The following is an 18,265-nucleotide window of genomic DNA, read 5'->3' as shown; positions in this document are numbered from 1 at the left end:
TATAGCCATCAGGGAGTGTCCTGTCGAGAAGATAGAGGCCTGGTGCCCGCCCTGGCAAACGGCACAAGTGCCCAAGCTGATGCAAGGCCAATGAGGCAAGTGAGCCCCAGGTAGTGAAGCGCCGGGGTGGCACTGAACGCCAGTAGGCCAAAGGCCAATAGGCTTGAGGCACACGACAGGCTAATGGCCAGCCAGGCAGCTGGGCTGTTGGGGTGTTCGGTGCTGAAGATACCCGCGTCGAGACCGATACCCAGTACCAGCAGCAATCCCAGCAGGTGGAAAAGCGTCAAGCCGATATTAAAGGCGCTCAACAGCGCGATGGTTGACAGCAGTGCGCCCAGCGGGGGCAATAATACGCGCCAGGCCCGCCTGCGATAGCGAACGCCAAATATCACCGCAAGCCCCGCCACGGCGATGGCCAGGCACAGGGCGATCTGGTCGCGGAGCTGCGACAGATGGCTGGATAACGTTGCCACGCGGTCCTGGTAGAGCACGTATTCCGGTGCAGCAAGGTGAGTAAATGCTTGCTGAGCAGTACTGTCGGCATCGCCCAGCGTTATCAGCGCCGCCATGTCTGTACGCTCGACATCGGCGGTTGCGTCTAGCCAGAGCATGGTATCGGCTTGCCCCGCCGGGGTGTTGAGCCACGCCGTGATCGTCAGCAGCGGCACGCTTTCAAGTGAGCGCTGCGCGGCTTCCTGTAAGGTTGAGGGAAGGCCTGCTTGGGCGATCAGCTCGGGCAGGGCGTTGCGGTAGGCCTGGCGCACACGCTCAAGGTTGGCGTCTTGTGTCGCTGGAGAGGGCACCGCTTGGGCCAGGTGGCGGTAGTGGGTCAAGTGCCCTTGCGCCTCTAAATCGGCAAGGTCCGCGTCCAGAGCTTCAAGGCGCTCCAATAGTTCGCCTTCCTGCTCGGCGGTGACAAGCAGGTAGCGGCTGGCGGTCGGGCTATCCAGCAGTATTTGTACGCGTTGCTGCTCGCTAATCAGCTCGGCCGGTGATGGGTTGAGCTGGCGAAGATCATCGTCAGCGGACAGCCGCGTGGCGATCATGACGACTGCGAGAACGCCAAGTAGAGCGAGTAGCCCCCAATACCTGGGTGCGTGAGGCGGTAAACGTAGACGGTTCAACTGAGTGGCAATACGCGTGGTGGCGGCATGAGGGCGCGGGGTGAACCACGGCAGCCAAAGCCGCACCGTTAGCCAGGCGCCAATTAGCCCCAGTGCCACGAACGTGGCCATCTGGCGCAGCCCCGGCAGCGGCGTGGCAAGCTGGACAAGATAGGCGACCAGGCTGGATATCAGGCCGAGTAATAGCCCCGGCCAAAGCCTGGCCAGCGGCTGTTCGGGCGCCAGCTGGCGAGCGCATTGAAAATGCAGGGCGTAATCTATCGCAATGCCGATCAAGCTAGCGCCAAAGGCCAGCGTCAGCAGGTTAAGCGTACCAAAAAGTAGCCAAGTCAAGGGCAGTGCAAACAGAACGCCACACGCCACCGGTAGCAACAGGCTGGCCAGTATCGAACCGCGCCGAAAGGTGACCCAGAGCAGCAAGGCGATACCCAGCAGCGAGCCAATGCCGATGGTCAAGGTTTCGCGCTTGGCCTGCTCGGCACCGGCGGCGGCGTGAAACACCAGCCCGCTTCGCAACAGCTCGGCTTCTGGATGAGCATCGCTAAACTCCGCAAGCGCTGTGACAAGGCGTTGCTGCATGGCCATATCGTAGGGGCTGGCCGTGAGTTGACCGCTGATGATGAACCAGTTACCGCTCTCATCCCTGACGGCAGGCAGGCCGTCGACCAGGCGAATGGGGCCCGCCAGGCGTTGGTCCTGCCAGGCATCCAGCAGGCCAAAGGGGTCTTGGCGTGGGTCAGCGCCACTTCCCGGCGTGAACAACTGGCGCAGGCCTTGTTGCACCCAGACGTCGTTATCGGCAGCGGCCAACGAGGGCGATAGCAGCCGATAACGGTACGCTGACAAGTCGCTGTCGGGGGTGTGCAGAAGGTCATCGTCGAAGGCTGTGACGCTGGCCGATTGTTTAAGACGGGTCTTGAGATCCGCAACCAGCTGAGCCGGCGATTCGCTCTGCAACAGCAGCACGAAGCGATCCTCGAAGGCCTGCGTCAGGCGCTGCTCAGCGTGTTCGAGCAGCGCTCCCTGCCGGGTGTCCGGCAACAGCGTGGTAATGCGCGTATCCAGTGCTGCGCCCCTGCTCAGCAGGCTCGCCAAGAGCAAGGCGCAGCCCAGCAGCAGCCCCGCCCAGCCGATAGCTGCCAGACGCTCCAGGCGGCCGGGACGCGTTGCTGCACTCACGATGTATGCTTATCGTCTTCAAGACGCTCGCAAGCCGCACCGCTCAAGGTAAGCTCAAGGCGGTCATCATTGGTGAACATGATCTCGACACGCTCTACCTGCTGGTTGCCGTGAACCAGTAACTGGTCAAGCCGTTGGGCGATGTTCGCTTCACTGGGCGTCAGCTTGGCCTGCCACTCTTCCTGGGTGCCGCTGAGTTCGATGGCGAAGTATCTCTCCAACGCCTGCCAGTCACCTGAAAGCAGGCCACCAAGCACCGGTGCGACCGCCTGAAAACCCATCGGTAGCTCGTCGTTGTCCGCGCTCATCACCACGCGGTCATTAATGGGGGAGGTCGTTTGCCAGACAAGCCCTGCGTCTTGATGTTCAAAGGTTCCACGGCTTTCCAACTGACTGTCGAGATCGGCTAGCCAGCGTGTCTGCTCGAATCGCCCGCACTGCGGTGCATTGTCGGCCAGGCGTGCGGCAAGCTCGTCAGCGTCGGGAGCCGCCCAGGCGGCAGCGCTGGCGCTGATGGCTAGAAGGGTAAAGACAAAAAAAGCCGCTTGGTGAATAGCGCGCATCATTGATTGGCCTCCTGCCAGGCGAGCAGACGTTCCCGCAGAACGGGGGGCGATTCCAGGCGCATTTCGCGGTCTTCAATTCCGACGGCCACTTGTACGCTCCAGGCACGCGTCAGGCGTTTGCGGGTGTGTGCATCGCGAATGGTGTAGTCGATCTTGAGGCGGTTCTCCCACTCGCTCAGGCGCGCTTCGATTGCGATTCGCTGGGCGAATAGCGCTGGCGCCGCGTAGCGCAGGCGTAAATCGATCACCGGCCAGGCAAATCCTGAGGCCTGCATTTGGGGATAGTTGTAATCGAGCGCATCGAGCAGCGTGCAGCGGGCAATTTCCAGGTAGCGCACATAGTGGCCGTGCCAGGCCACCTGCATCATGTCGATATCGTGAAACGGTATCGACAGTTCGGTTTCGTAACGGGGCAGTTTGCCATTATCAAGCGTCATATAGGCTCCAGTGGCGTTGGCGAATCACGTCACACAGAGTGCGGAGTTCGTGTTCCAGGGCGCGGTCTTCGCCAAGTGCCGGAAAGATCTGGCGGCAATCGGTCAGAAACTCAGCCAGGCGGTCGGGCAGCGGTGGCGCATCGCCTATCTGGCTGCGTAGCTCAACACCCTGACAGGCCGCATGCAGCGTGGCGGCCGCGACCTGTTCTACCAGGGTGAGCACACGCAGCGCATCGCGGGCGGCAATCGTGCCCATGCTGACCTTGTCCTGATTGTGGCATTCGGTGGAGCGCGAGAAAACGCTGGCGGGCATGGTCAGCTTCAGCGCCTCGGCGGTCCATGCGGACGCACCGATCTGCACGGCCTTGTAGCCATGATTAAGGCTGGCCCGCTCGGGGACGGCACCGCTTAAGTTGCTGGGCAAGCCATGATTGAAACGAGCATCCACCAGCAGCGCCAGTTGGCGGTCGAGCAGATCCGCGAGGTTGGCGCAGGCCTGCTTGAGGCTATCCATGGCGAAGGCGACATGGCCGCCGTAAAAGTGGCCGCCGTGCATGACCTTGCCTTGTTCGGCGTCGATCAACGGATTGTCGTTGGCGCTGTTGAGTTCGTTCTCGAGAAACTGGCGCCACCAGGGCAGGGCATCTTCTACTACGCCGATCACATGCGGGGCGCAGCGCGTCGAGTAGCGATCCTGAAGGCGCGATGAGTTGCGCGGCGTATCGGGCGCGTGGAGATCCTCGCGCAGGCGTTCAGCTACCTTGTTCTGCCCTGGATGCGGTTTGGCGGCGAAAAGCTCGGCATCAAAATGGTAGGGGTTGCCGTTCAGCGCATGCACGGAAAGCGCCGTGATACGGGTGGTCAGGCGCGCCAGATAAGTGGTGCGGGCGAAGGCGAACACGCTCAGCGCTGTCATCACCGCGGTGCCGTTCATCAGCGCCAGGCCTTCCTTGGGCTTCAGGCGATAGGGTGCAAGCCCGTGCTCGGTAAACACCTCAGCCGTAGGCCGTCGCTTGCCGTCATGAAATACGTCCCGCTCACCGCACAAGACGGCAGCCAGGTAAGATAGCGGTGTGAGATCCCCGCTGGCCCCGACAGAGCCTTCTTCAGGAATCACCGGTATCACGTCGTGTTCAAGCAACCATGTCAGGCGCTCGAGAAGTTCGACGCTGACGCCGGATACGCCGCGACAAAGCGAGACAAGGCGTACCATGATCACCGCCCGCGCGGCTTCAACCGACAGCGCCTCGCCCAGCCCGCAGCCATGAAAGGTGTACAGCTGGCGGGGCAGTTGCTCCAGGTCGGAGGCGGAGACTTCGCGGGTGCAGGAATCGCCATAACCGGTGGTAACGCCGTAGACAACGCCCTCTTCCTCTAGCAGGCGCTCGAGAAAGGCATTGCCTTTGGCAATACGCTTACGAAAATCGGGCGTCGTCGACAGGATGACGCGGCGGCGACCTTCGGCAACCGCCAGCACGTCTTCAAGGTTGACCATCGATCCATCCAGAATGAGCGGCTCGCTGGTGAGAGGGCCCGCCGTCGGGTCACGCAGTATCGTCATGAAGGTATCCAGTGTCATTTATCCAGAAGGGATAAAAATTGAACCATTGCAGCGGGTGCCGCCGAACGCGTTCGGACAGATGGTCGGCATGCGCCTGCATGGTATCGGCAATCCACGTTTCACGCTGACGACGAGGCAGGCTCTGGGTGTCGCCAAGAAGCTCAAAGTCGATCCTGAAGTTGTCATCATCGCGTACGCAGGCCAGCGTATAGAGAGGGCAACGCAGCAAGGTGGCCAGGCGGAAAGGGCCTTCCGGGAAGCTTGCCCGGTCGCCGAGAAAATCAAGCGGCTGGGTTCGCTCGCCTGACAGGGGAAGGCGGTCGGCGGCGATGACCACATAGCCACCGGCGTTAATGCGCTCGGCCAGCGTCTGGGCTGTGGCCGGGGTAACTTCGCTGACTTCGAGAATCTGTGGGCGCGGCTTGCCCGTGACGCGTTCAAGCAGGGCATTGAACTTGCGCGCATTGCGGGTGTGCATCATTACCGTCAGGTCGAGATTGGTATGGCGTTCGGTCAGCGCATTCACAACGTCAAGGTTGCCGTGGTGGGCGACAAGGATCAATCCGCCCTGACCGCCAGCGATCGCTTGAGTGAAGCGCTCGACCCCGCTACCCATCAGGCGCTCGTCGGCAATATTGCCGCTCCACGCTTCAACCTTGTCCATCAGCGTTTCGCCAAAGGCCAGAAAGTGGCGATAGCTTTGCCACCAACGGGCGAAAGGCTGCTGCTTGAGTGAGGGATAAAGGCGTTGCAGAAAAGCCTGGGAAGCGCGTCGCGCCGTGGTGTGGACGAGAAAATACCAGAGCATCACCGGCCATAGCGCCAGCCGAAAAGGCCAGCGGCCCAGGCGCCGCTGTATAGCCACCATCAGGGTCATCCCCAGCAGCGTGCCGCGTTCGCCGATCCGCGCCCAGTGGTAGTTCATGGGCTCGCCACGCGGTGTGGCGGAAAGCGCCGGGCGAGCAAGCGTGGCAGGCGCCACAACATGCCGAAAAACAGGCGCGTATGCATCAGCGATATCTGCCGGTTATCGCGCCATACGGCAAAATGGCTGATACCGTCGCGGGGGTAGTGCACACGTACCGGGCGGTGCATCATGGCGCCTTGTTCCCAGTGCCAGCGCACCAGCACTTCGGTATCGAAGGTCATGCGATTACCGCAGGGGTGGCGGGCCAGCATTCGGTTGAGCGGTGCCACCGGGTAGAGCCTGACACCACACATCGAGTCGCGAATATCCAGCGATAAGGTATTTATCCACACCCAGATATGGGTGGCGTAGCGGCCATAGAAGCGCACTCGGGGCACGCTAGCGTCATATCGAGGATAACCCACTACTAGCGTGTGCTGGGCTACCGTTAGCGTGGCGAGAAACGCGGGCAGATCATCGACCCCGTGCTGGCCGTCGGCATCGACCTGAAGTGCATGGCTGAACCCCAACTGCTCGGCGTAGCGTAGTCCGGCACGCACCGCCGCCCCCTTGCCCTGGTTAGTCTCAAGGCGCAGCAGGTGATGGCCCTGTTCAGCCAGGCGATCCAAAACGGCGGCACACTGTTGGTCACTACCGTCATCGACCAGTAGCAGCGGTATCTCCAGCGCTGCCAGTTCCTCGCATAGCGGGGTGATTGTCGCTGGGTGGTTATACACAGGGATAAGGATACAGGGCCTTGGTTCAGCCATGCTGGTCTCCCTTGGGCGTTTGCAGGCGAACCTGCCCGGTGCAGTGGCGCCCTTCCTGGGAGTCAATGCTAAACGCGATACCATCCTCGCGGCGGGTCAGCTGTAGGGTGAAACGAGTGCCGGGCATCAGCGCGCGCGTAAACTTCAAGCGCTCGATACCCAGAAACAGGCCTCTGTGGCCAAAGATATCGTGGGCATAATGGATGGCCCACTGCACCATCACCACGCCCGGAACCAGCGGGTACTGATCAAAGTGGCCTTCCAGAAACACCAGCCGCTCCGGAACTTCCAGGGTGAGCAGGCGACTATTGGCATCAAGAGGGTGCTCTCCCAGCCAGCGCGGCACTTTCGGGTCGTCCAGGTCGGCAAACAGGCGGTTGATCAGCGTGCGGTCCAGCTTTCCCTGGGCATTGCTTGGCAGCGTTTCAACAAAGCGCCAATAGCGGGGCACGGCAATAGGCTCCAGGTGGTCGGAAAGGTTTTCGCGCATACGCTGGATCAAATTCTGCCGAGCATCACGCTGGTGCGGAATCGATGGTTTATCCAGCACAATTATGGCGCCTAGACGGCTATCGGCGCGGTCAAGGTCGACACAGCGAACCTCGCTGACCGCTTCCACTGCCGCAAGAATGCGCTCGACATGGTCGAGAGAGACACGCTTGCCGCCAATCTTGACCAGGCGATCCGCTCGGCCCAGCAGCGTGAAGCCATCATCTGCCGGCGCCGCCTGATCAGGCTGATGCCACCACTGTTGAGGCGTCTCCAGAAACGGCGACCGCAGGCTCAGGCCGCCATCTTGAAATGCTAACTCCACGCCGGGCAGCGGCTGCCAGCTGGAACGGCGTGTTTGCCGACGCTGGGCAATGCCGCCCGTTTCGGTGCTGCCATAGATCTCGATGACCGGCGCCTGTAACAGGCGTTCAGTAAGCTGCGCATGTTCCAGCGCCAAGGGCGCACCCGATGAGAACACGCGGACCGGCGGCGTAGCGGCGTGCCAGGGCAGGTGTTCAGGCAAGCGCGACAGCTGCGCGGGGGAGCTGACCACGACCGGATGCAGGCCTGCTGTATCGGCTTCCTGCAAACGGGCCATCAGCGCTTCGGGATAACGGCTTTCACCACCGCAGAACGGCGCGCCCGCACATAAGGGGTGCAGTATGCCGGTGAGCAGCCCGTAGATATGCTGGTGGCTGACCTGGGAAATAACCCCGCTGTCTGCCAGTGGCCAAAGCCTGGCGTGGGCTGAGAGCTCTGCTTCCAATTGATCAAAACGCTTGGCTAACTGAACGGGGTTGCCGGTGGAGCCTGAAGTAGATAGCACAACGGCGGTAGCGCTCGGGTCCAGAAATGCCGTGCGGGGGCGTGTTTCAGCGCCCTGCGGGAGCCGCGGCTCGGGCACATCGGGCAGGGTGCCATCGACTTCGCTTGCCAGCCGGGAGAGCGTTTCGGGGCGATCATCGGCGGGTAGCACGGCGACCCGGCCGCTTTCCCACAAGGCGATCAGTGCGGCGCAGAACGCTAACGGTTGCTGCTGGCACAGCAGCCAGCGGCCGGCGGGTTTGTCCGTCAGCCAGTGGTGCCATGCATCAATATGCGCCGTAAGCGAAGCGCCACACACCCAGTGGTTGGGCAGTGGCTCATGACGGGGAGTGGATCTACGCCAGGGTAACTGAGTAAGCGAGATAAAGGTCATGTCAGGCGGCTCCGCAGCTGATGACGTACTAACCATTCACCGGTAAACATGACGGCGATTAGGCCATAGCTGATGGCACCGTTGTACAGTGTCCATGTTGCCAAGCTTGCGTACAGCGCTGTCCAGCTTGCGATGGCACCGTTGAGTATGAAAAAGCCACACCATGCCCAAGTGACATTTCGGGTATAGCGTACGCCGGCGGCGGGCAGCTCGGGCTCGCGCAGGCGCGCCAAACGTTCGATGACCGGTACTCCTCGCCACAGACTGGAGAGAAAAATAGCCAGCATGACCGCGTTTACGGCCACGGGGTATGCGCGCATGCCGAGTTCCGCGTGCCCCAGCCCGCCCAGGCCGACCAGCAGGACCGCCGCAGCGGCCGCCAGATAGCGCGCTTGGGGCATTCTCCAGGCGAGTAGTGCCGCACCGATGACCAGTAATGGCCAGCTGCCGATATCATCGTGCAAAAGCAGTACCAGTAGTGGCCACATCAACGCGCACGCCATGCTTGCGTATTTGGACATGATTACTGCTGCATCAAGTGTTCGACGGCAGTGACAACATCGCTGATCGTGCGCACTGATTTGAAATCCTCAGGCTTGATGCGTCGTCCAGTGAATTGCTTTAGCTCGACGACAAGGTCCACCGCGTCGATGCTATCGATATCCAGGTCCTCATAGAGGCGGGCGTCGGGCTCTATTTCGCTGGCATTGAGGTCAAACAGATCAACCAGTGTCTTGCGAATATGGGCGAGTATTTCTGCGCGCTGGTGATCAGCGGTTTCAATTGACACGGCGGGCCTCCACGAGTGCTTGCAGCGCCGCGAGGCTTTCGAAATGGCGACGCGTCTCATCAGCTTCGGAATCAAGCTTGATACCGTACTGCTTTTGCAGTGCCAGCCCGAGTTCAAGCGCATCGATAGAGTCAAGTCCTAGCCCTTCGCCAAACAGGGGAGCGCTTGGGTCAATATCGGCAGGCGTAATATCTTCAAGCTCTAGCGCGTCAATGATGAGACGCTTGAGTTCAAGTTCCAGCGCCTGATTGCAGGTTTCTATCATGATGGAAGTGTTCCAGTTCTCTGTTGAAGTGGTCGCTCAGCCATTGAGTTAGTTGTCTAGCGAGCTGGCCGGTTGGTTGTTGGCTAGCGGAATCAACGTGCAGGTCGTCAAGCACGCTAAGCTCCATTAAAACCCTGGTAGCGGGGATGTGGTACCAGGGTTCGTGTTTTGTCAGTGTGGTCGGCGTGCAGCGTATCAGGACAGGGGTGAGCGCTGTACCGGTGCGCAGGGCGATATTTGCTCCCCCGCGACGAAATTTGATCGGGCGTTTCGGGCTAGTGCGGGTGCCTTCAGGAAATAGAATCAGTGAGTCACCTCGTTGCAGGCTCTGACGGGCAGCCTCCAGCACTGACTCGGGGTCATCGTTGGTGATATAGCCCGCAGCACGAATAGGGCCGCGGGTAATAAAATTGCGGGTCAGCCGACCCTTTACGATGCAGTTGGCATGAGACGTGTAAGCGATTAAAAAAATAACGTCGATGAGCGAGGGGTGGTTGGCAATCACAAGCAATCCAGGGCGTTTGAGGCGCTCAGGGTTGTCAACGCGGTAATCAAGCACGCCAAGGCCTTTCATCAAATTGATGAACCCGAGAAAGCAGACGCGGATAAGGCGGCGCGCCAGGTCGCGGCGCCGCTCAGTATTACGCACGCAGAGGTTCAACAGTGGCGCAATTACCAAGCCAATGAAAAGGCCACCGATCCCGAAGACTGTGAAGGAAATAGCTGTACCCAAGCCGCGATACAGTTGGTTGATACTCATTCCTGCTCCAGATGCCAGCGCTGTCGACCGTTTAGGAAAGCGGTCTCCCCACTAAGCCACTGCAGCACATTGACCGGTGTCGGAGAAGCGCTGTGGGCTGATGTAGATGCCGTGATGGCGCGACCTCGTTGTAGAGTTAAGCGCATGCCAATAACACAGGCTGTGCCTGGATGCTGTGTTTCGCCCTGATAGGCCGCAGGAAGACAGCTTTCTGAAAATGCGGCAACTACGGCGGGGTAGCCCGCTTGCAAATACCCATACGACTCGTGAAGAAGCGCATCAAACTCATCACCACAAGCGCCTAACGCCTGCAAGGGACGGTGATGCGATTGCGCAATAGAGTGAACGCCCAGAATAGCGTTATGCACTGACATTGAGAAGCGGGTAGGGGAGATCGGGTCGCCCCGCTGCAGACTCTCCAGCATCGCGAGCGTATGCGTCGTATCGCCATGTCGTGAGGCATGCACCAAGGGGGCGTTAGCCTGTGGGTCGAGTTCTCGCAGAATATCGCAAGTGGCGCGCCCCGTATCATCAAGCCGTCGCCGCAGCATAGCAGGCAGTTCGCTACTCAGCTGGGCCGAAATAAGACGATTTGGCTTAACGGTTGCCATTGCCTCTTCAGGAAGCCAGCCCCGCCAGTCTTCGATAAATAGAGAAAAGGACACCACTTAGCAGCCTGCTCAAAAAAGGCGGCTACTTTAACTTAATTATAGGGTATGGAAAAGGAATGCGGCTCAAATGATGCGAAACGGTGAGGTGATCTCAATAGGCAGATCGTTCAAGGCTTGAGGCAATAATGCTGACTTTGTCTAAGTTGACATAGTCCTCTCCAGGGAGGAAGCTTGAACTCCTGGTAAATAACTTTATTAGATAAAAACTAATCAAAGGGGATAAGGCATTGAGACTTAACATATATTCAGGGGTAGTGGCGGTTTTTTGTCTGGCGTTGCTGTCAGGGTGTGCTACTAGCCGCAGCGAAATAGCGCTGACACTGCCAGAAGAAAATACGAGTCAATATATTAGTGAAGGGCAAGAAGTAATAATAGGCGAGGTTATCGATCGACGAGTTTTCGAAGAGGCGCCAAGAGAGCCCAGTACTCCTTCGCTTGGGAAAGGAGGGGCAAGTAAGGCGTCCGATGAGACCAAGGCAAGAGCGGTTGGTCGAAAAAGAAACACTTACGGTATGGCGATGGGGGATGTTCTTTTAGAAAATGGACAGACCGTTGATGAAGTCGTGCGTAGCAATTTGACTCTCGCCCTGCGTGAAACTGGCTATAATGTTCTCGCTCATTCAACTGGTGTCGCCACAAATACCCCTATTATAGATGTTTACATCGATGAGTTTTGGGCATGGCTCAATCCGGGATGGTCTGGCACGCTGAACACCCGCATCGCAACTGTTCTAGAGCTACGATCTAATGAGGAGCAAGAGCGCATTTCTGTTCATGCCCTTGAGCACCGGCATCTCGCAACGGATGGCGCTTGGATCGAAATTATTGAAAAAGCGCTGAATGACTATAGAAACGAGGTTATCAGCGTCGCGCCTGACCTGCTCGAAGAATAGGCTAGCGGAAGGGAAGTGTAGATTAAAAAAACGGCCACTTGCTATATTAGCTAAGTGGCCGTTTTTTATATGTTCTTGGTCGGAATAGCAGGATTCGAACCTACGACCTCTGCCTCCCGAAGGCAGCGCTCTACCAAGCTGAGCTATATTCCGAAGGTTGTGAGCGGTGCTCGACAACGGGGCGTATCTTACACAAGTAGACGCTTTTTATCAAGCCTCAGCGCCTCTGTTGTGCGAATTTATGCTTGCCTGTCAACGGCCAAGCGGGCGAGTTGCGCCATGCTATCGCGATATGGGCTGGGTGAAAGTAACTCTAATTGCGCCAGTGCCTTATCGGCCATTTCATTGGCGCGTTTACGGGTGTACTCAAGCGCGCCCGTGGCGTGAACAATGGCGAGTACGTCATCCAATTGTTCAAGGCCGCCTTTGCGGATCACCTGGCGAATCAGCTTGGCCTGCTCAGGCGTGCCCTGCTCCATGGCGTGAATCAGCGGCAGGGTGGGCTTGCCTTCGGCCAGGTCATCGCCGACATTTTTACCCATGGCGTCGGCATCGCCTTGGTAATCCAACAGGTCATCAATCAACTGGAAGGCAAGGCCCAGGTAACGGCCATATAACTGTAGCGCCTGGGCTTGCTCTGGTGTGGCATCAGCAAGTACGGCACCGCTGTGGCTGGCAGCTTCAAACAGCATGGCGGTTTTACCTTGAATGGTTTCAAAGTAGTCCGCTTCAGAGACGCTGGGGTTGCCAATGTTGGTTAGCTGTAGCACTTCGCCTTCGGCGATGGTGCAGGTGGCGCTGGAGAGAATCGCCATGATCTGCATCGACCCAACATCGACCATGAGCTGGAACGAGCGCGAGTAGAGAAAGTCGCCGACCAGTACCGAAGGCGCGTTACCCCAGGCATCGTTGGCGGTTTTTTTGCCCCGCCGCATGTGAGACTCATCCACCACATCGTCGTGCAGAAGTGTGGATGTGTGCATGAATTCGATCAGCGTGGCCAGGGTAATGTGCTTGTCGCCCTGGTAGTCCAGTGAACGGGCTGCCAGCAGTACCAGCATGGGCCGCAAACGCTTGCCGCCGCTTTCAATAATGTATTGGCTAATGGTCTCGACGAGCGGGACTTTCGAGGTGAGCTGCTCAACAATCGTCCGGTTGACGGCTTCAAAGTCATCTGCCACCACGGCGTGCAGCGGTGAGGGCGTAGGGCTGGCAGTCGGGGTTGGGGAGACGTTGGCGGTCATGGGTTCCGTTCATCGCGGCAGGTGGAGGGGTACGCCCCTGAATTGAGGTCATGCTATGGGGCTACCGGGAAAGCGTCAAGGCGCGTGCAGGGCATCCATTCGACGTGCGACAATAATCATCAATTGACAACGGCCTACAGTCTTGTGGTAGAAGGCGATTGTCGTTATAATCCGCGACCCACTCATCATGCTCCCTGTCAGATGGCTCCAAAAGGGGCGCCACTCGCAGCAGGTCAATAAGAGCGTCAGGCGATGAGCGCTGGTTATGCAACGCATAACGGCATTACCGACAAGTCCGGAGAGCGACATGTACGCAATTATCAAAAGCGGTGGCAAGCAGTACCGCGTTCAAGAAGGTCAGACCCTTAAACTCGAGAAAATCGAAGTCGCTACCGGCGAAACGATTGAGTTTGATGAAGTGCTGCTGGTTGCAGACGGCGACGACGTAAACATTGGTGCTCCGCTGTTGAGTGGCGCCAAGGTTTCCGCTGAAATCGTTTCCCACGGCCGCGGTGACAAGGTGACGATCATTAAATTCCGTCGCCGTAAGCACAGCATGAAGCGTCAGGGCCACCGTCAGTGGTTCACTGAAGTCAAAATTACCGGAATTTCCGCGTAAGCGGTTCATTCCCTGAAAGGAGAATTTTGCAATGGCACATAAAAAGGCAGCCGGCTCCACGCGTAACGGTCGCGATTCCGAATCCAAACGCCTCGGTGTTAAGCTTTTCGGTGGCCAAGCAGCGAACGCAGGTAGCATCATCGTTCGTCAGCGCGGCACGCGTTTCCACGCGGGTACTGGCGTTGGTCTAGGTCGTGATCACACTTTGTTCGCACTGAACGAAGGCTTTGTGAAGTTTGAGACCAAAGGCCCGAAAAACCGCAAATTCGTTAGCATCGTTTCTGAATAAGCAACTCTGGTTGCGTAGAACGTAGTTAATGAAGAAAAGCCCCGCTATGGCGGGGCTTTTTTGTCTGTTTAAACCCTCTTGCCCAATGAATGGAGGCAGGAGCGTTGCATATAGGGCGGCGGAAGCGGCCGGGAGAAACTATGCAGTTCGTCGATGAAGCCTCGATTATTGTTGAGGCGGGAAATGGCGGCAATGGCTGTCTGAGCTTTCGCCGCGAAAAATATGTGCCCAAGGGTGGCCCCGATGGTGGTGACGGTGGGCACGGCGGCAGCGTTTACCTGATTGGTGACGATGCGCTCAATACGCTGGTCGACTTCAAGTTTCAGCGTTTTTACAAGGCTGAGAACGGCCAGGGCGGCATGGGCCGCCAGATGAGCGGTAAAGCCGGTGAAGATCTGCACGTTAAGGTGCCGGTAGGCACCACCGTTGTGGACGTTGATACGCTGGAAGTCATCGCGGATATTACCGAAATTGGCCAGGTGGTACTGGTCGCGGAAGGTGGTCGACGTGGTTTGGGTAACATCCACTTCAAGTCGTCCACCAACCGTGCTCCTCGGCGTACCACGCCAGGTACCGAAGGCGACCGTCGCAACCTGCGTCTGGAAATGAAGGTGATGGCGGATGTTGGCCTGTTGGGCATGCCCAATGCCGGCAAATCCACCCTGATTCGCTCGGTATCGGCGGCCAAACCTAAAGTCGCCAACTACCCGTTTACCACGCTGGTGCCTAACCTGGGTGTGGTGAAGCTGGGGATGCACGAGCACTTTGTGATGGCGGACGTGCCGGGGTTGATCGAAGGTGCCTCTGATGGTGCGGGCCTGGGGCTGCGCTTTCTTAAGCACCTGACCCGCACGCGGCTGCTGTTTCATGTGGTCGATATAGCGCCCTTTGATGAGTCTGACCCAGTGGAAGCCGCCCAAGCGATTGTGTATGAGCTTGGCCAGTTCTCTCCGGCGCTTTCCGAGCGCCCGCGCTGGCTGGTGTTGAACAAGTTTGACCTGCTGCCGGAAGAGGAGCGCGAAGAGCGCGCCCAGGCGATCATTGATGCGCTTGGCTGGGAAGGCCCGGTGTTCCGTATCTCGGCGATTAGCAATGAAGGCACGGACAAGCTGGTTCAGGCCGCGTACCGCTGGCTGACCGAGCAGCGTCGCCTTGAGAACGAAGACGAAGAGGCGCTGGCCCGCGAGCAGGAAATGCGCCGCCGCATGGAAGATGAGTCGGTCGCTCGTATCGAAGAGCGTCTGGGGCGTCGCCGCAAGCGGCCTGCTGAAGAAGCCGACGACGATGATTTCGATGATGATGATTACGACGTTGAGGTCGAGTACGCGCCCTAACGGCCGAAACCGGCAGGCTTGCTCAGCCTGCCAGTAATGGCCGACGTTGAATATTGTTGTCGAATACCATCGCTGAATATCGTTGCTGAATAGCGTTAACAATGTGCCTGATAAGGTAGAGACGGATGGAGAGTCATGAGCAGGGGATGGGCCGCGAAGCGCTAAGCTGTGCGCGCCGCGTGGTAGTGAAAATCGGTAGCGCACTGCTGACCAACGACGGCCGTGGCCTGGATGAAGCTGCTATTGGCGGCTGGGTTGACCAGATTGCCGAGCTTCATCAACAGGGTGTTGAAGTGGTGCTGGTCTCCTCCGGCGCCGTAGCAGCAGGCATGGTGCGGTTAGGCTGGCAAGCACGCCCGAGTGCGGTGCATGAGCTGCAGGCCGCCGCCGCCGTGGGCCAGAACGGCCTTACCCAGTGCTATGAGCAACATTTTGCTCGCCACGAAATGCTCACTGCGCAAATTCTGCTCACTCATGACGACCTTTCCAACCGCAAACGCTACCTCAATGCGTTATCGGCCCTGCGCACACTGGTGGAGATGCGCGTGGTGCCGGTCATCAACGAAAACGATACGGTGGTGACCGACGAAATACGCTTTGGCGATAACGATACGCTGGGTGCGTTGGTAGCCAACCTGCTGGAAGCGGACGCGTTACTGCTGCTGACCGACCAGGAAGGCTTGTTCGATGCCGACCCACGCCATAACCCCAATGCCCAGATGATCGCCGAAGGGCGCGCAGATGACCCGCGCTTGGCAGCGGTGGCGGGCAGCGGCGGAGCGCTGGGGCGGGGTGGCATGAGCACCAAGGTGCGTGCTGCCAAGCTTGCCGCGCGTTCAGGCGCCGTTACAGTGATTGCCAGTGGTCGCCAGCCAGGCGTCATTACCCGGCTTATGAGTGGTGAAGCGTTGGGAACGCTACTGCACCCGGAGCAGGCACCGATGGCGGCGCGTAAGCGCTGGCTGGCGGGGCAACTGCAAGTGCGTGGCACGCTGATGCTGGATGCCGGGGCGGTAAAAGTCCTGCGCGAAAAAGGCTCCAGCCTGTTGCCGGTAGGGGTGCGGGGTGTAAAAGGCACGTTCAAGCGGGGCGATATGGTGGTGTGTGTCGATGAGCAGGGCATGCCGGTTGCCAAAGGGCTGGTCAATTACGGCGTGGATGAAGCGCGTCAGTTGGCGGGGCAGCCGAGTCACCAAATTGAGGCTATTTTGGGCTACGTAGAAGCCCATGAACTGATTCACCGCGATAACCTGGTCGTGATCTAGCGCTTGGTTTTTGCCCGGGTATTGGTTGAAATAGAACATCATCAAAACGCCGTTTGCTGTGATCAGTAAGCGGCTTTTTTATGTGTGCGCTACTTTGCCTTGGGGGCGATGGGCACTTGGCGGGGCCAGTCGTTGGGCACAATAAATACCCGCTCAATGCGCTGCTGGTGGGGCAGGTAGAGCATTATTTGCTGGGGCCCGTACTGTTCGATGAGTCGCTCAATGCCAGGTATCACGGCGGCCACTGGTTGAAAATCTTCCGCTCTGGGCGGCGCTAGCCAGTGCGGTTTTCGTAACCAGACTATGCGTAACGACGCACCCAGGCTATCGCGCAGCGCAGGCCAGTCACGCAAAAAACACCACCTGCCGCGGTGATGGTCCGGCGTAGCATGTTGGGGGGAAGGCAGCGCCGTATGCCACGGGTAAAACAAGACGCCCGGCATGGCGAGGCGATGAGTAAGAAGCTCTCCTACCGTGGACGAGCAGGTGGCGATGTCGCGGGGGGTTAGCCAGTGAGCAAGCGTGGCCAGTGCCCCGGGCGTTATGGAGCGCGGCAACTGGTGCTGGCATAAATGAGCGCATTTTAGCGCCAGGCTATCCAGCCCACCAGGACCGATCCAGCGGCTTGGGCTGTCGGCCGGGCCGGGGCCTTCAGGCAGGCCCAAATAAAACTTGATCGCCACTTCCAGATGCACGGGCGCCGGGTTATCGCGGGTGCGGTAAAGCATATCCAGCTCGCCAAGCGTTGTACGCTTTTTAAAGATGCGCACATTTTTGGCGAGTAGCCGCGTGTTAGGCGCGTTATCCAGCAGGAGATGCCACAGCCGCTCGTGGTAGTGCCCCATGCGGCCTGTCTGTTGGCGGTTAACACCTGCGAGTAGCGGCGTTATTTGCTGTAGCCAGTCAGCAGTGCCTGCGGCCAGGCCCAACTCCTGACACGTCGGGCGGCCACCGTTTGGCATGGGCGGCGGGAGCGTGACCAGGTCGGGCGCTGTTATCAACCACGCCAAATCATGCGCTATTTGAGACACCCCCGGCGCTATCATCTCTTCGCTTTTCTCAGCACGATGCCTTCTTACTTCCACGTTATCAGTTCCACGATGTTCTCCCCTTGACAAAACTGTCGCTAGGTAGTGGTAAAAACACAAGCGGGCCCCGTAGGGCCCGCACTGTGTGGTAACACTTAGCCAGCGATAGGGTGCTACCGCTAGCAGCCATTAATCACGGTCAATTTCAGTAATCTCGTAAGAGCCTTGACGCAGGCTTATTTCCAGCTCACGGCCATTCTCATCCCGGCCTTCGATATCAATAATGCCGCCCTTATCAATGTCGATATCCTCAAACTCGCTCATACCCTCTTTTCGTGCCACTTCCAGCGCCTGGCGTACGTCCTCTTCGCTCATTCCCCACGCACCGGTAATTAAGCGTTTACGCTCTTCTTTCAGGGTTTCGCCGTTATCCAGAGAAAATTCAACGTCGGCGTACCACTCATCATCCAGCCAGCCTTCTACTTCTGCGCGTCCACGGCTTTTAATGCTGATCTCTTCATAATGGGTGAATCCATAATCGACGGCAGGTACCAGCACCTCGTCAACCCGATCCATGGACAGCGCGTCTGCTTGGGCGCTGCCTGCTGCTGCGGTAAGTAGCAGAGCAGAGGCGGGGATCAACAGCATTTTTTGCATGACGTTCATATCAAATTCCTTCTTTGCTTAATGAATGGCATTGCCTGATGAATGTGGTCTGATACAGATCACTCAGCGAATGCGACAGAGGATTTATAGCACTGCGGTTATTTCCCCAAGCTGAACAATCCATTCATCTAGCGTTCATGTTGCTTCTGGCATTCTAGTCCAATGAAGTCACTCCGCCATCGATTCACGCACCGACTCTTTTAC

The 18,265-nt window shown here is 58.5% G+C and carries 20 protein-coding genes and 1 tRNA gene; 5 read left to right on the top strand and 16 right to left on the bottom strand.

Annotated features, from left to right (window positions below):
* Positions 1 to 8: 8 nt before the first annotated feature.
* The 12 genes from FKN99_RS09595 to FKN99_RS09540 are packed head-to-tail and all read right to left on the bottom strand — an operon-like array spanning position 9 to position 10,717.
* Complete coding sequence (locus tag FKN99_RS09595; RefSeq protein ID WP_172117646.1) at positions 9 to 2,306, bottom strand: MMPL family transporter; 2,298 nt, start codon at positions 2,304 to 2,306, stop codon at positions 9 to 11.
* The gene (locus FKN99_RS09590; RefSeq protein WP_172117645.1) at positions 2,303 to 2,872 is read right to left on the bottom strand and encodes a LolA-related protein; all 570 of its coding nucleotides are present in this window, start codon (positions 2,870 to 2,872) and stop codon (positions 2,303 to 2,305) included. The genes FKN99_RS09595 and FKN99_RS09590 overlap by 4 nt, the downstream gene beginning before the upstream one ends.
* The gene (locus tag FKN99_RS09585) at positions 2,869 to 3,309 is read right to left on the bottom strand and encodes an acyl-CoA thioesterase (RefSeq protein WP_172117644.1); all 441 of its coding nucleotides are present in this window, start codon (positions 3,307 to 3,309) and stop codon (positions 2,869 to 2,871) included. Before FKN99_RS09585 ends, FKN99_RS09590 begins: the two co-directional genes overlap by 4 nt.
* The gene (locus FKN99_RS09580) at positions 3,299 to 4,870 is read right to left on the bottom strand and encodes an HAL/PAL/TAL family ammonia-lyase (RefSeq protein WP_216658033.1); all 1,572 of its coding nucleotides are present in this window, start codon (positions 4,868 to 4,870) and stop codon (positions 3,299 to 3,301) included. Before FKN99_RS09580 ends, FKN99_RS09585 begins: the two co-directional genes overlap by 11 nt.
* Positions 4,854 to 5,852 carry an LpxL/LpxP family acyltransferase gene (locus FKN99_RS09575; RefSeq protein ID WP_319941258.1) on the bottom strand — a complete coding sequence of 333 codons (999 nt, stop codon included), beginning with the start codon at positions 5,850 to 5,852 and terminating at the stop codon, positions 4,854 to 4,856. The genes FKN99_RS09580 and FKN99_RS09575 overlap by 17 nt, the downstream gene beginning before the upstream one ends.
* The gene (locus tag FKN99_RS09570; protein ID WP_172117643.1) at positions 5,792 to 6,547 is read right to left on the bottom strand and encodes a glycosyltransferase family 2 protein; all 756 of its coding nucleotides are present in this window, start codon (positions 6,545 to 6,547) and stop codon (positions 5,792 to 5,794) included. Before FKN99_RS09570 ends, FKN99_RS09575 begins: the two co-directional genes overlap by 61 nt.
* Positions 6,540 to 8,237: an AMP-binding protein gene (locus FKN99_RS09565; RefSeq protein WP_172117642.1), complete on the bottom strand. Its 1,698-nt coding sequence runs from the start codon at positions 8,235 to 8,237 to the stop codon at positions 6,540 to 6,542. The genes FKN99_RS09570 and FKN99_RS09565 overlap by 8 nt, the downstream gene beginning before the upstream one ends.
* Complete coding sequence (locus FKN99_RS09560) at positions 8,234 to 8,758, bottom strand: COG4648 family protein (protein ID WP_253927012.1); 525 nt, start codon at positions 8,756 to 8,758, stop codon at positions 8,234 to 8,236. Before FKN99_RS09560 ends, FKN99_RS09565 begins: the two co-directional genes overlap by 4 nt.
* Before the next feature lie 2 nt (positions 8,759 to 8,760).
* Complete coding sequence (locus FKN99_RS09555) at positions 8,761 to 9,027, bottom strand: acyl carrier protein (protein ID WP_193056546.1); 267 nt, start codon at positions 9,025 to 9,027, stop codon at positions 8,761 to 8,763.
* Positions 9,017 to 9,292 (bottom strand): phosphopantetheine-binding protein, encoded by a 276-nt coding sequence (locus FKN99_RS09550; RefSeq protein WP_172117640.1) that lies wholly within the window; start codon positions 9,290 to 9,292, stop codon positions 9,017 to 9,019. Before FKN99_RS09550 ends, FKN99_RS09555 begins: the two co-directional genes overlap by 11 nt.
* The gene (locus FKN99_RS09545) at positions 9,258 to 10,052 is read right to left on the bottom strand and encodes a lysophospholipid acyltransferase family protein (RefSeq protein WP_172117639.1); all 795 of its coding nucleotides are present in this window, start codon (positions 10,050 to 10,052) and stop codon (positions 9,258 to 9,260) included. The genes FKN99_RS09550 and FKN99_RS09545 overlap by 35 nt, the downstream gene beginning before the upstream one ends.
* Positions 10,049 to 10,717 (bottom strand): beta-ketoacyl synthase chain length factor, encoded by a 669-nt coding sequence (locus tag FKN99_RS09540; RefSeq protein ID WP_319022682.1) that lies wholly within the window; start codon positions 10,715 to 10,717, stop codon positions 10,049 to 10,051. Before FKN99_RS09540 ends, FKN99_RS09545 begins: the two co-directional genes overlap by 4 nt.
* Positions 10,718 to 10,950: 233 nt before the next feature.
* On the opposite strand from FKN99_RS09540, the gene FKN99_RS09535 reads away from it, so the two are divergent.
* Positions 10,951 to 11,616, top strand: a complete 666-nt coding sequence (locus FKN99_RS09535) for a hypothetical protein (RefSeq protein WP_172117638.1) — start codon at positions 10,951 to 10,953, stop codon at positions 11,614 to 11,616.
* A 76-nt stretch (positions 11,617 to 11,692) separates the two neighbouring features.
* Here the strand turns inward: FKN99_RS09535 and FKN99_RS09530 are convergent.
* Positions 11,693 to 11,769, bottom strand: a tRNA-Pro gene (locus FKN99_RS09530).
* An 86-nt stretch (positions 11,770 to 11,855) separates the two neighbouring features.
* Positions 11,856 to 12,860: an octaprenyl diphosphate synthase gene (ispB, locus tag FKN99_RS09525; RefSeq protein ID WP_172117637.1), complete on the bottom strand. Its 1,005-nt coding sequence runs from the start codon at positions 12,858 to 12,860 to the stop codon at positions 11,856 to 11,858.
* Positions 12,861 to 13,167: 307 nt separating this feature from the next.
* Between ispB and rplU the strand changes: the two genes are divergently transcribed.
* The 4 genes from rplU to proB all read left to right on the top strand — a co-directional run bounded on the left by rplU (position 13,168) and on the right by proB (position 16,367).
* A complete protein-coding gene (gene rplU / locus FKN99_RS09520; protein ID WP_087108812.1) occupies positions 13,168 to 13,479 on the top strand; it encodes a 50S ribosomal protein L21 in 312 nt (103 codons plus the stop codon).
* Between the two features lie 31 nt (positions 13,480 to 13,510).
* Positions 13,511 to 13,768 (top strand): 50S ribosomal protein L27, encoded by a 258-nt coding sequence (rpmA, locus tag FKN99_RS09515; protein WP_018917617.1) that lies wholly within the window; start codon positions 13,511 to 13,513, stop codon positions 13,766 to 13,768.
* A 140-nt stretch (positions 13,769 to 13,908) separates the two neighbouring features.
* Positions 13,909 to 15,102 carry an Obg family GTPase CgtA gene (gene cgtA, locus FKN99_RS09510; RefSeq protein WP_172117636.1) on the top strand — a complete coding sequence of 398 codons (1,194 nt, stop codon included), beginning with the start codon at positions 13,909 to 13,911 and terminating at the stop codon, positions 15,100 to 15,102.
* Positions 15,103 to 15,227: 125 nt separating this feature from the next.
* The gene (proB, locus tag FKN99_RS09505; RefSeq protein ID WP_172117635.1) at positions 15,228 to 16,367 is read left to right on the top strand and encodes a glutamate 5-kinase; all 1,140 of its coding nucleotides are present in this window, start codon (positions 15,228 to 15,230) and stop codon (positions 16,365 to 16,367) included.
* A gap of 89 nt (positions 16,368 to 16,456) precedes the next feature.
* Here the strand turns inward: proB and FKN99_RS09500 are convergent, their stop codons facing one another.
* Together FKN99_RS09500 and FKN99_RS09495 are read right to left on the bottom strand one after the other, a co-directional pair.
* Positions 16,457 to 17,413 (bottom strand): DUF1853 family protein, encoded by a 957-nt coding sequence (locus FKN99_RS09500; protein ID WP_172117796.1) that lies wholly within the window; start codon positions 17,411 to 17,413, stop codon positions 16,457 to 16,459.
* Between the two features lie 171 nt (positions 17,414 to 17,584).
* Complete coding sequence (locus FKN99_RS09495; protein ID WP_172117634.1) at positions 17,585 to 18,061, bottom strand: PepSY domain-containing protein; 477 nt, start codon at positions 18,059 to 18,061, stop codon at positions 17,585 to 17,587.
* Between the last annotated feature and the right edge of the window lie 204 nt (positions 18,062 to 18,265).

It is taken from the genome of Halomonas hibernica (assembly GCF_013183775.1).
Lineage (GTDB): Bacteria > Pseudomonadota > Gammaproteobacteria > Pseudomonadales > Halomonadaceae > Vreelandella > Vreelandella citrativorans.
Note: the sequence above shows the minus strand (reverse complement) of the source record. Positions and strands in the feature narration are given on the sequence as shown.

What these genes read in the sequence shown, in the direction of transcription:
- ispB (WP_172117637.1), bottom strand. Translation starts at nt 12,860, where the DNA reads ATGACCGCCAACGTCTCCCCAACCCCGACTGCCAGCCCTACGCCCTCA.
- FKN99_RS09590 (WP_172117645.1), bottom strand. Translation starts at nt 2,872, where the DNA reads ATGATGCGCGCTATTCACCAAGCGGCTTTTTTTGTCTTTACCCTTCTA.
- FKN99_RS09495 (WP_172117634.1), bottom strand. Translation starts at nt 18,061, where the DNA reads ATGAACGTCATGCAAAAAATGCTGTTGATCCCCGCCTCTGCTCTGCTA.
- FKN99_RS09500 (WP_172117796.1), bottom strand. Translation starts at nt 17,413, where the DNA reads ATGATAGCGCCGGGGGTGTCTCAAATAGCGCATGATTTGGCGTGGTTG.
- FKN99_RS09580 (WP_216658033.1), bottom strand. Translation starts at nt 4,870, where the DNA reads ATGACGATACTGCGTGACCCGACGGCGGGCCCTCTCACCAGCGAGCCG.
- FKN99_RS09560 (WP_253927012.1), bottom strand. Translation starts at nt 8,758, where the DNA reads ATGTCCAAATACGCAAGCATGGCGTGCGCGTTGATGTGGCCACTACTG.
- rpmA (WP_018917617.1), top strand. Translation starts at nt 13,511, where the DNA reads ATGGCACATAAAAAGGCAGCCGGCTCCACGCGTAACGGTCGCGATTCC.
- FKN99_RS09545 (WP_172117639.1), bottom strand. Translation starts at nt 10,052, where the DNA reads ATGAGTATCAACCAACTGTATCGCGGCTTGGGTACAGCTATTTCCTTC.
- cgtA (WP_172117636.1), top strand. Translation starts at nt 13,909, where the DNA reads ATGCAGTTCGTCGATGAAGCCTCGATTATTGTTGAGGCGGGAAATGGC.
- rplU (WP_087108812.1), top strand. Translation starts at nt 13,168, where the DNA reads ATGTACGCAATTATCAAAAGCGGTGGCAAGCAGTACCGCGTTCAAGAA.
- FKN99_RS09585 (WP_172117644.1), bottom strand. Translation starts at nt 3,309, where the DNA reads ATGACGCTTGATAATGGCAAACTGCCCCGTTACGAAACCGAACTGTCG.
- FKN99_RS09550 (WP_172117640.1), bottom strand. Translation starts at nt 9,292, where the DNA reads ATGATAGAAACCTGCAATCAGGCGCTGGAACTTGAACTCAAGCGTCTC.
- proB (WP_172117635.1), top strand. Translation starts at nt 15,228, where the DNA reads ATGGAGAGTCATGAGCAGGGGATGGGCCGCGAAGCGCTAAGCTGTGCG.
- FKN99_RS09570 (WP_172117643.1), bottom strand. Translation starts at nt 6,547, where the DNA reads ATGGCTGAACCAAGGCCCTGTATCCTTATCCCTGTGTATAACCACCCA.
- FKN99_RS09565 (WP_172117642.1), bottom strand. Translation starts at nt 8,237, where the DNA reads ATGACCTTTATCTCGCTTACTCAGTTACCCTGGCGTAGATCCACTCCC.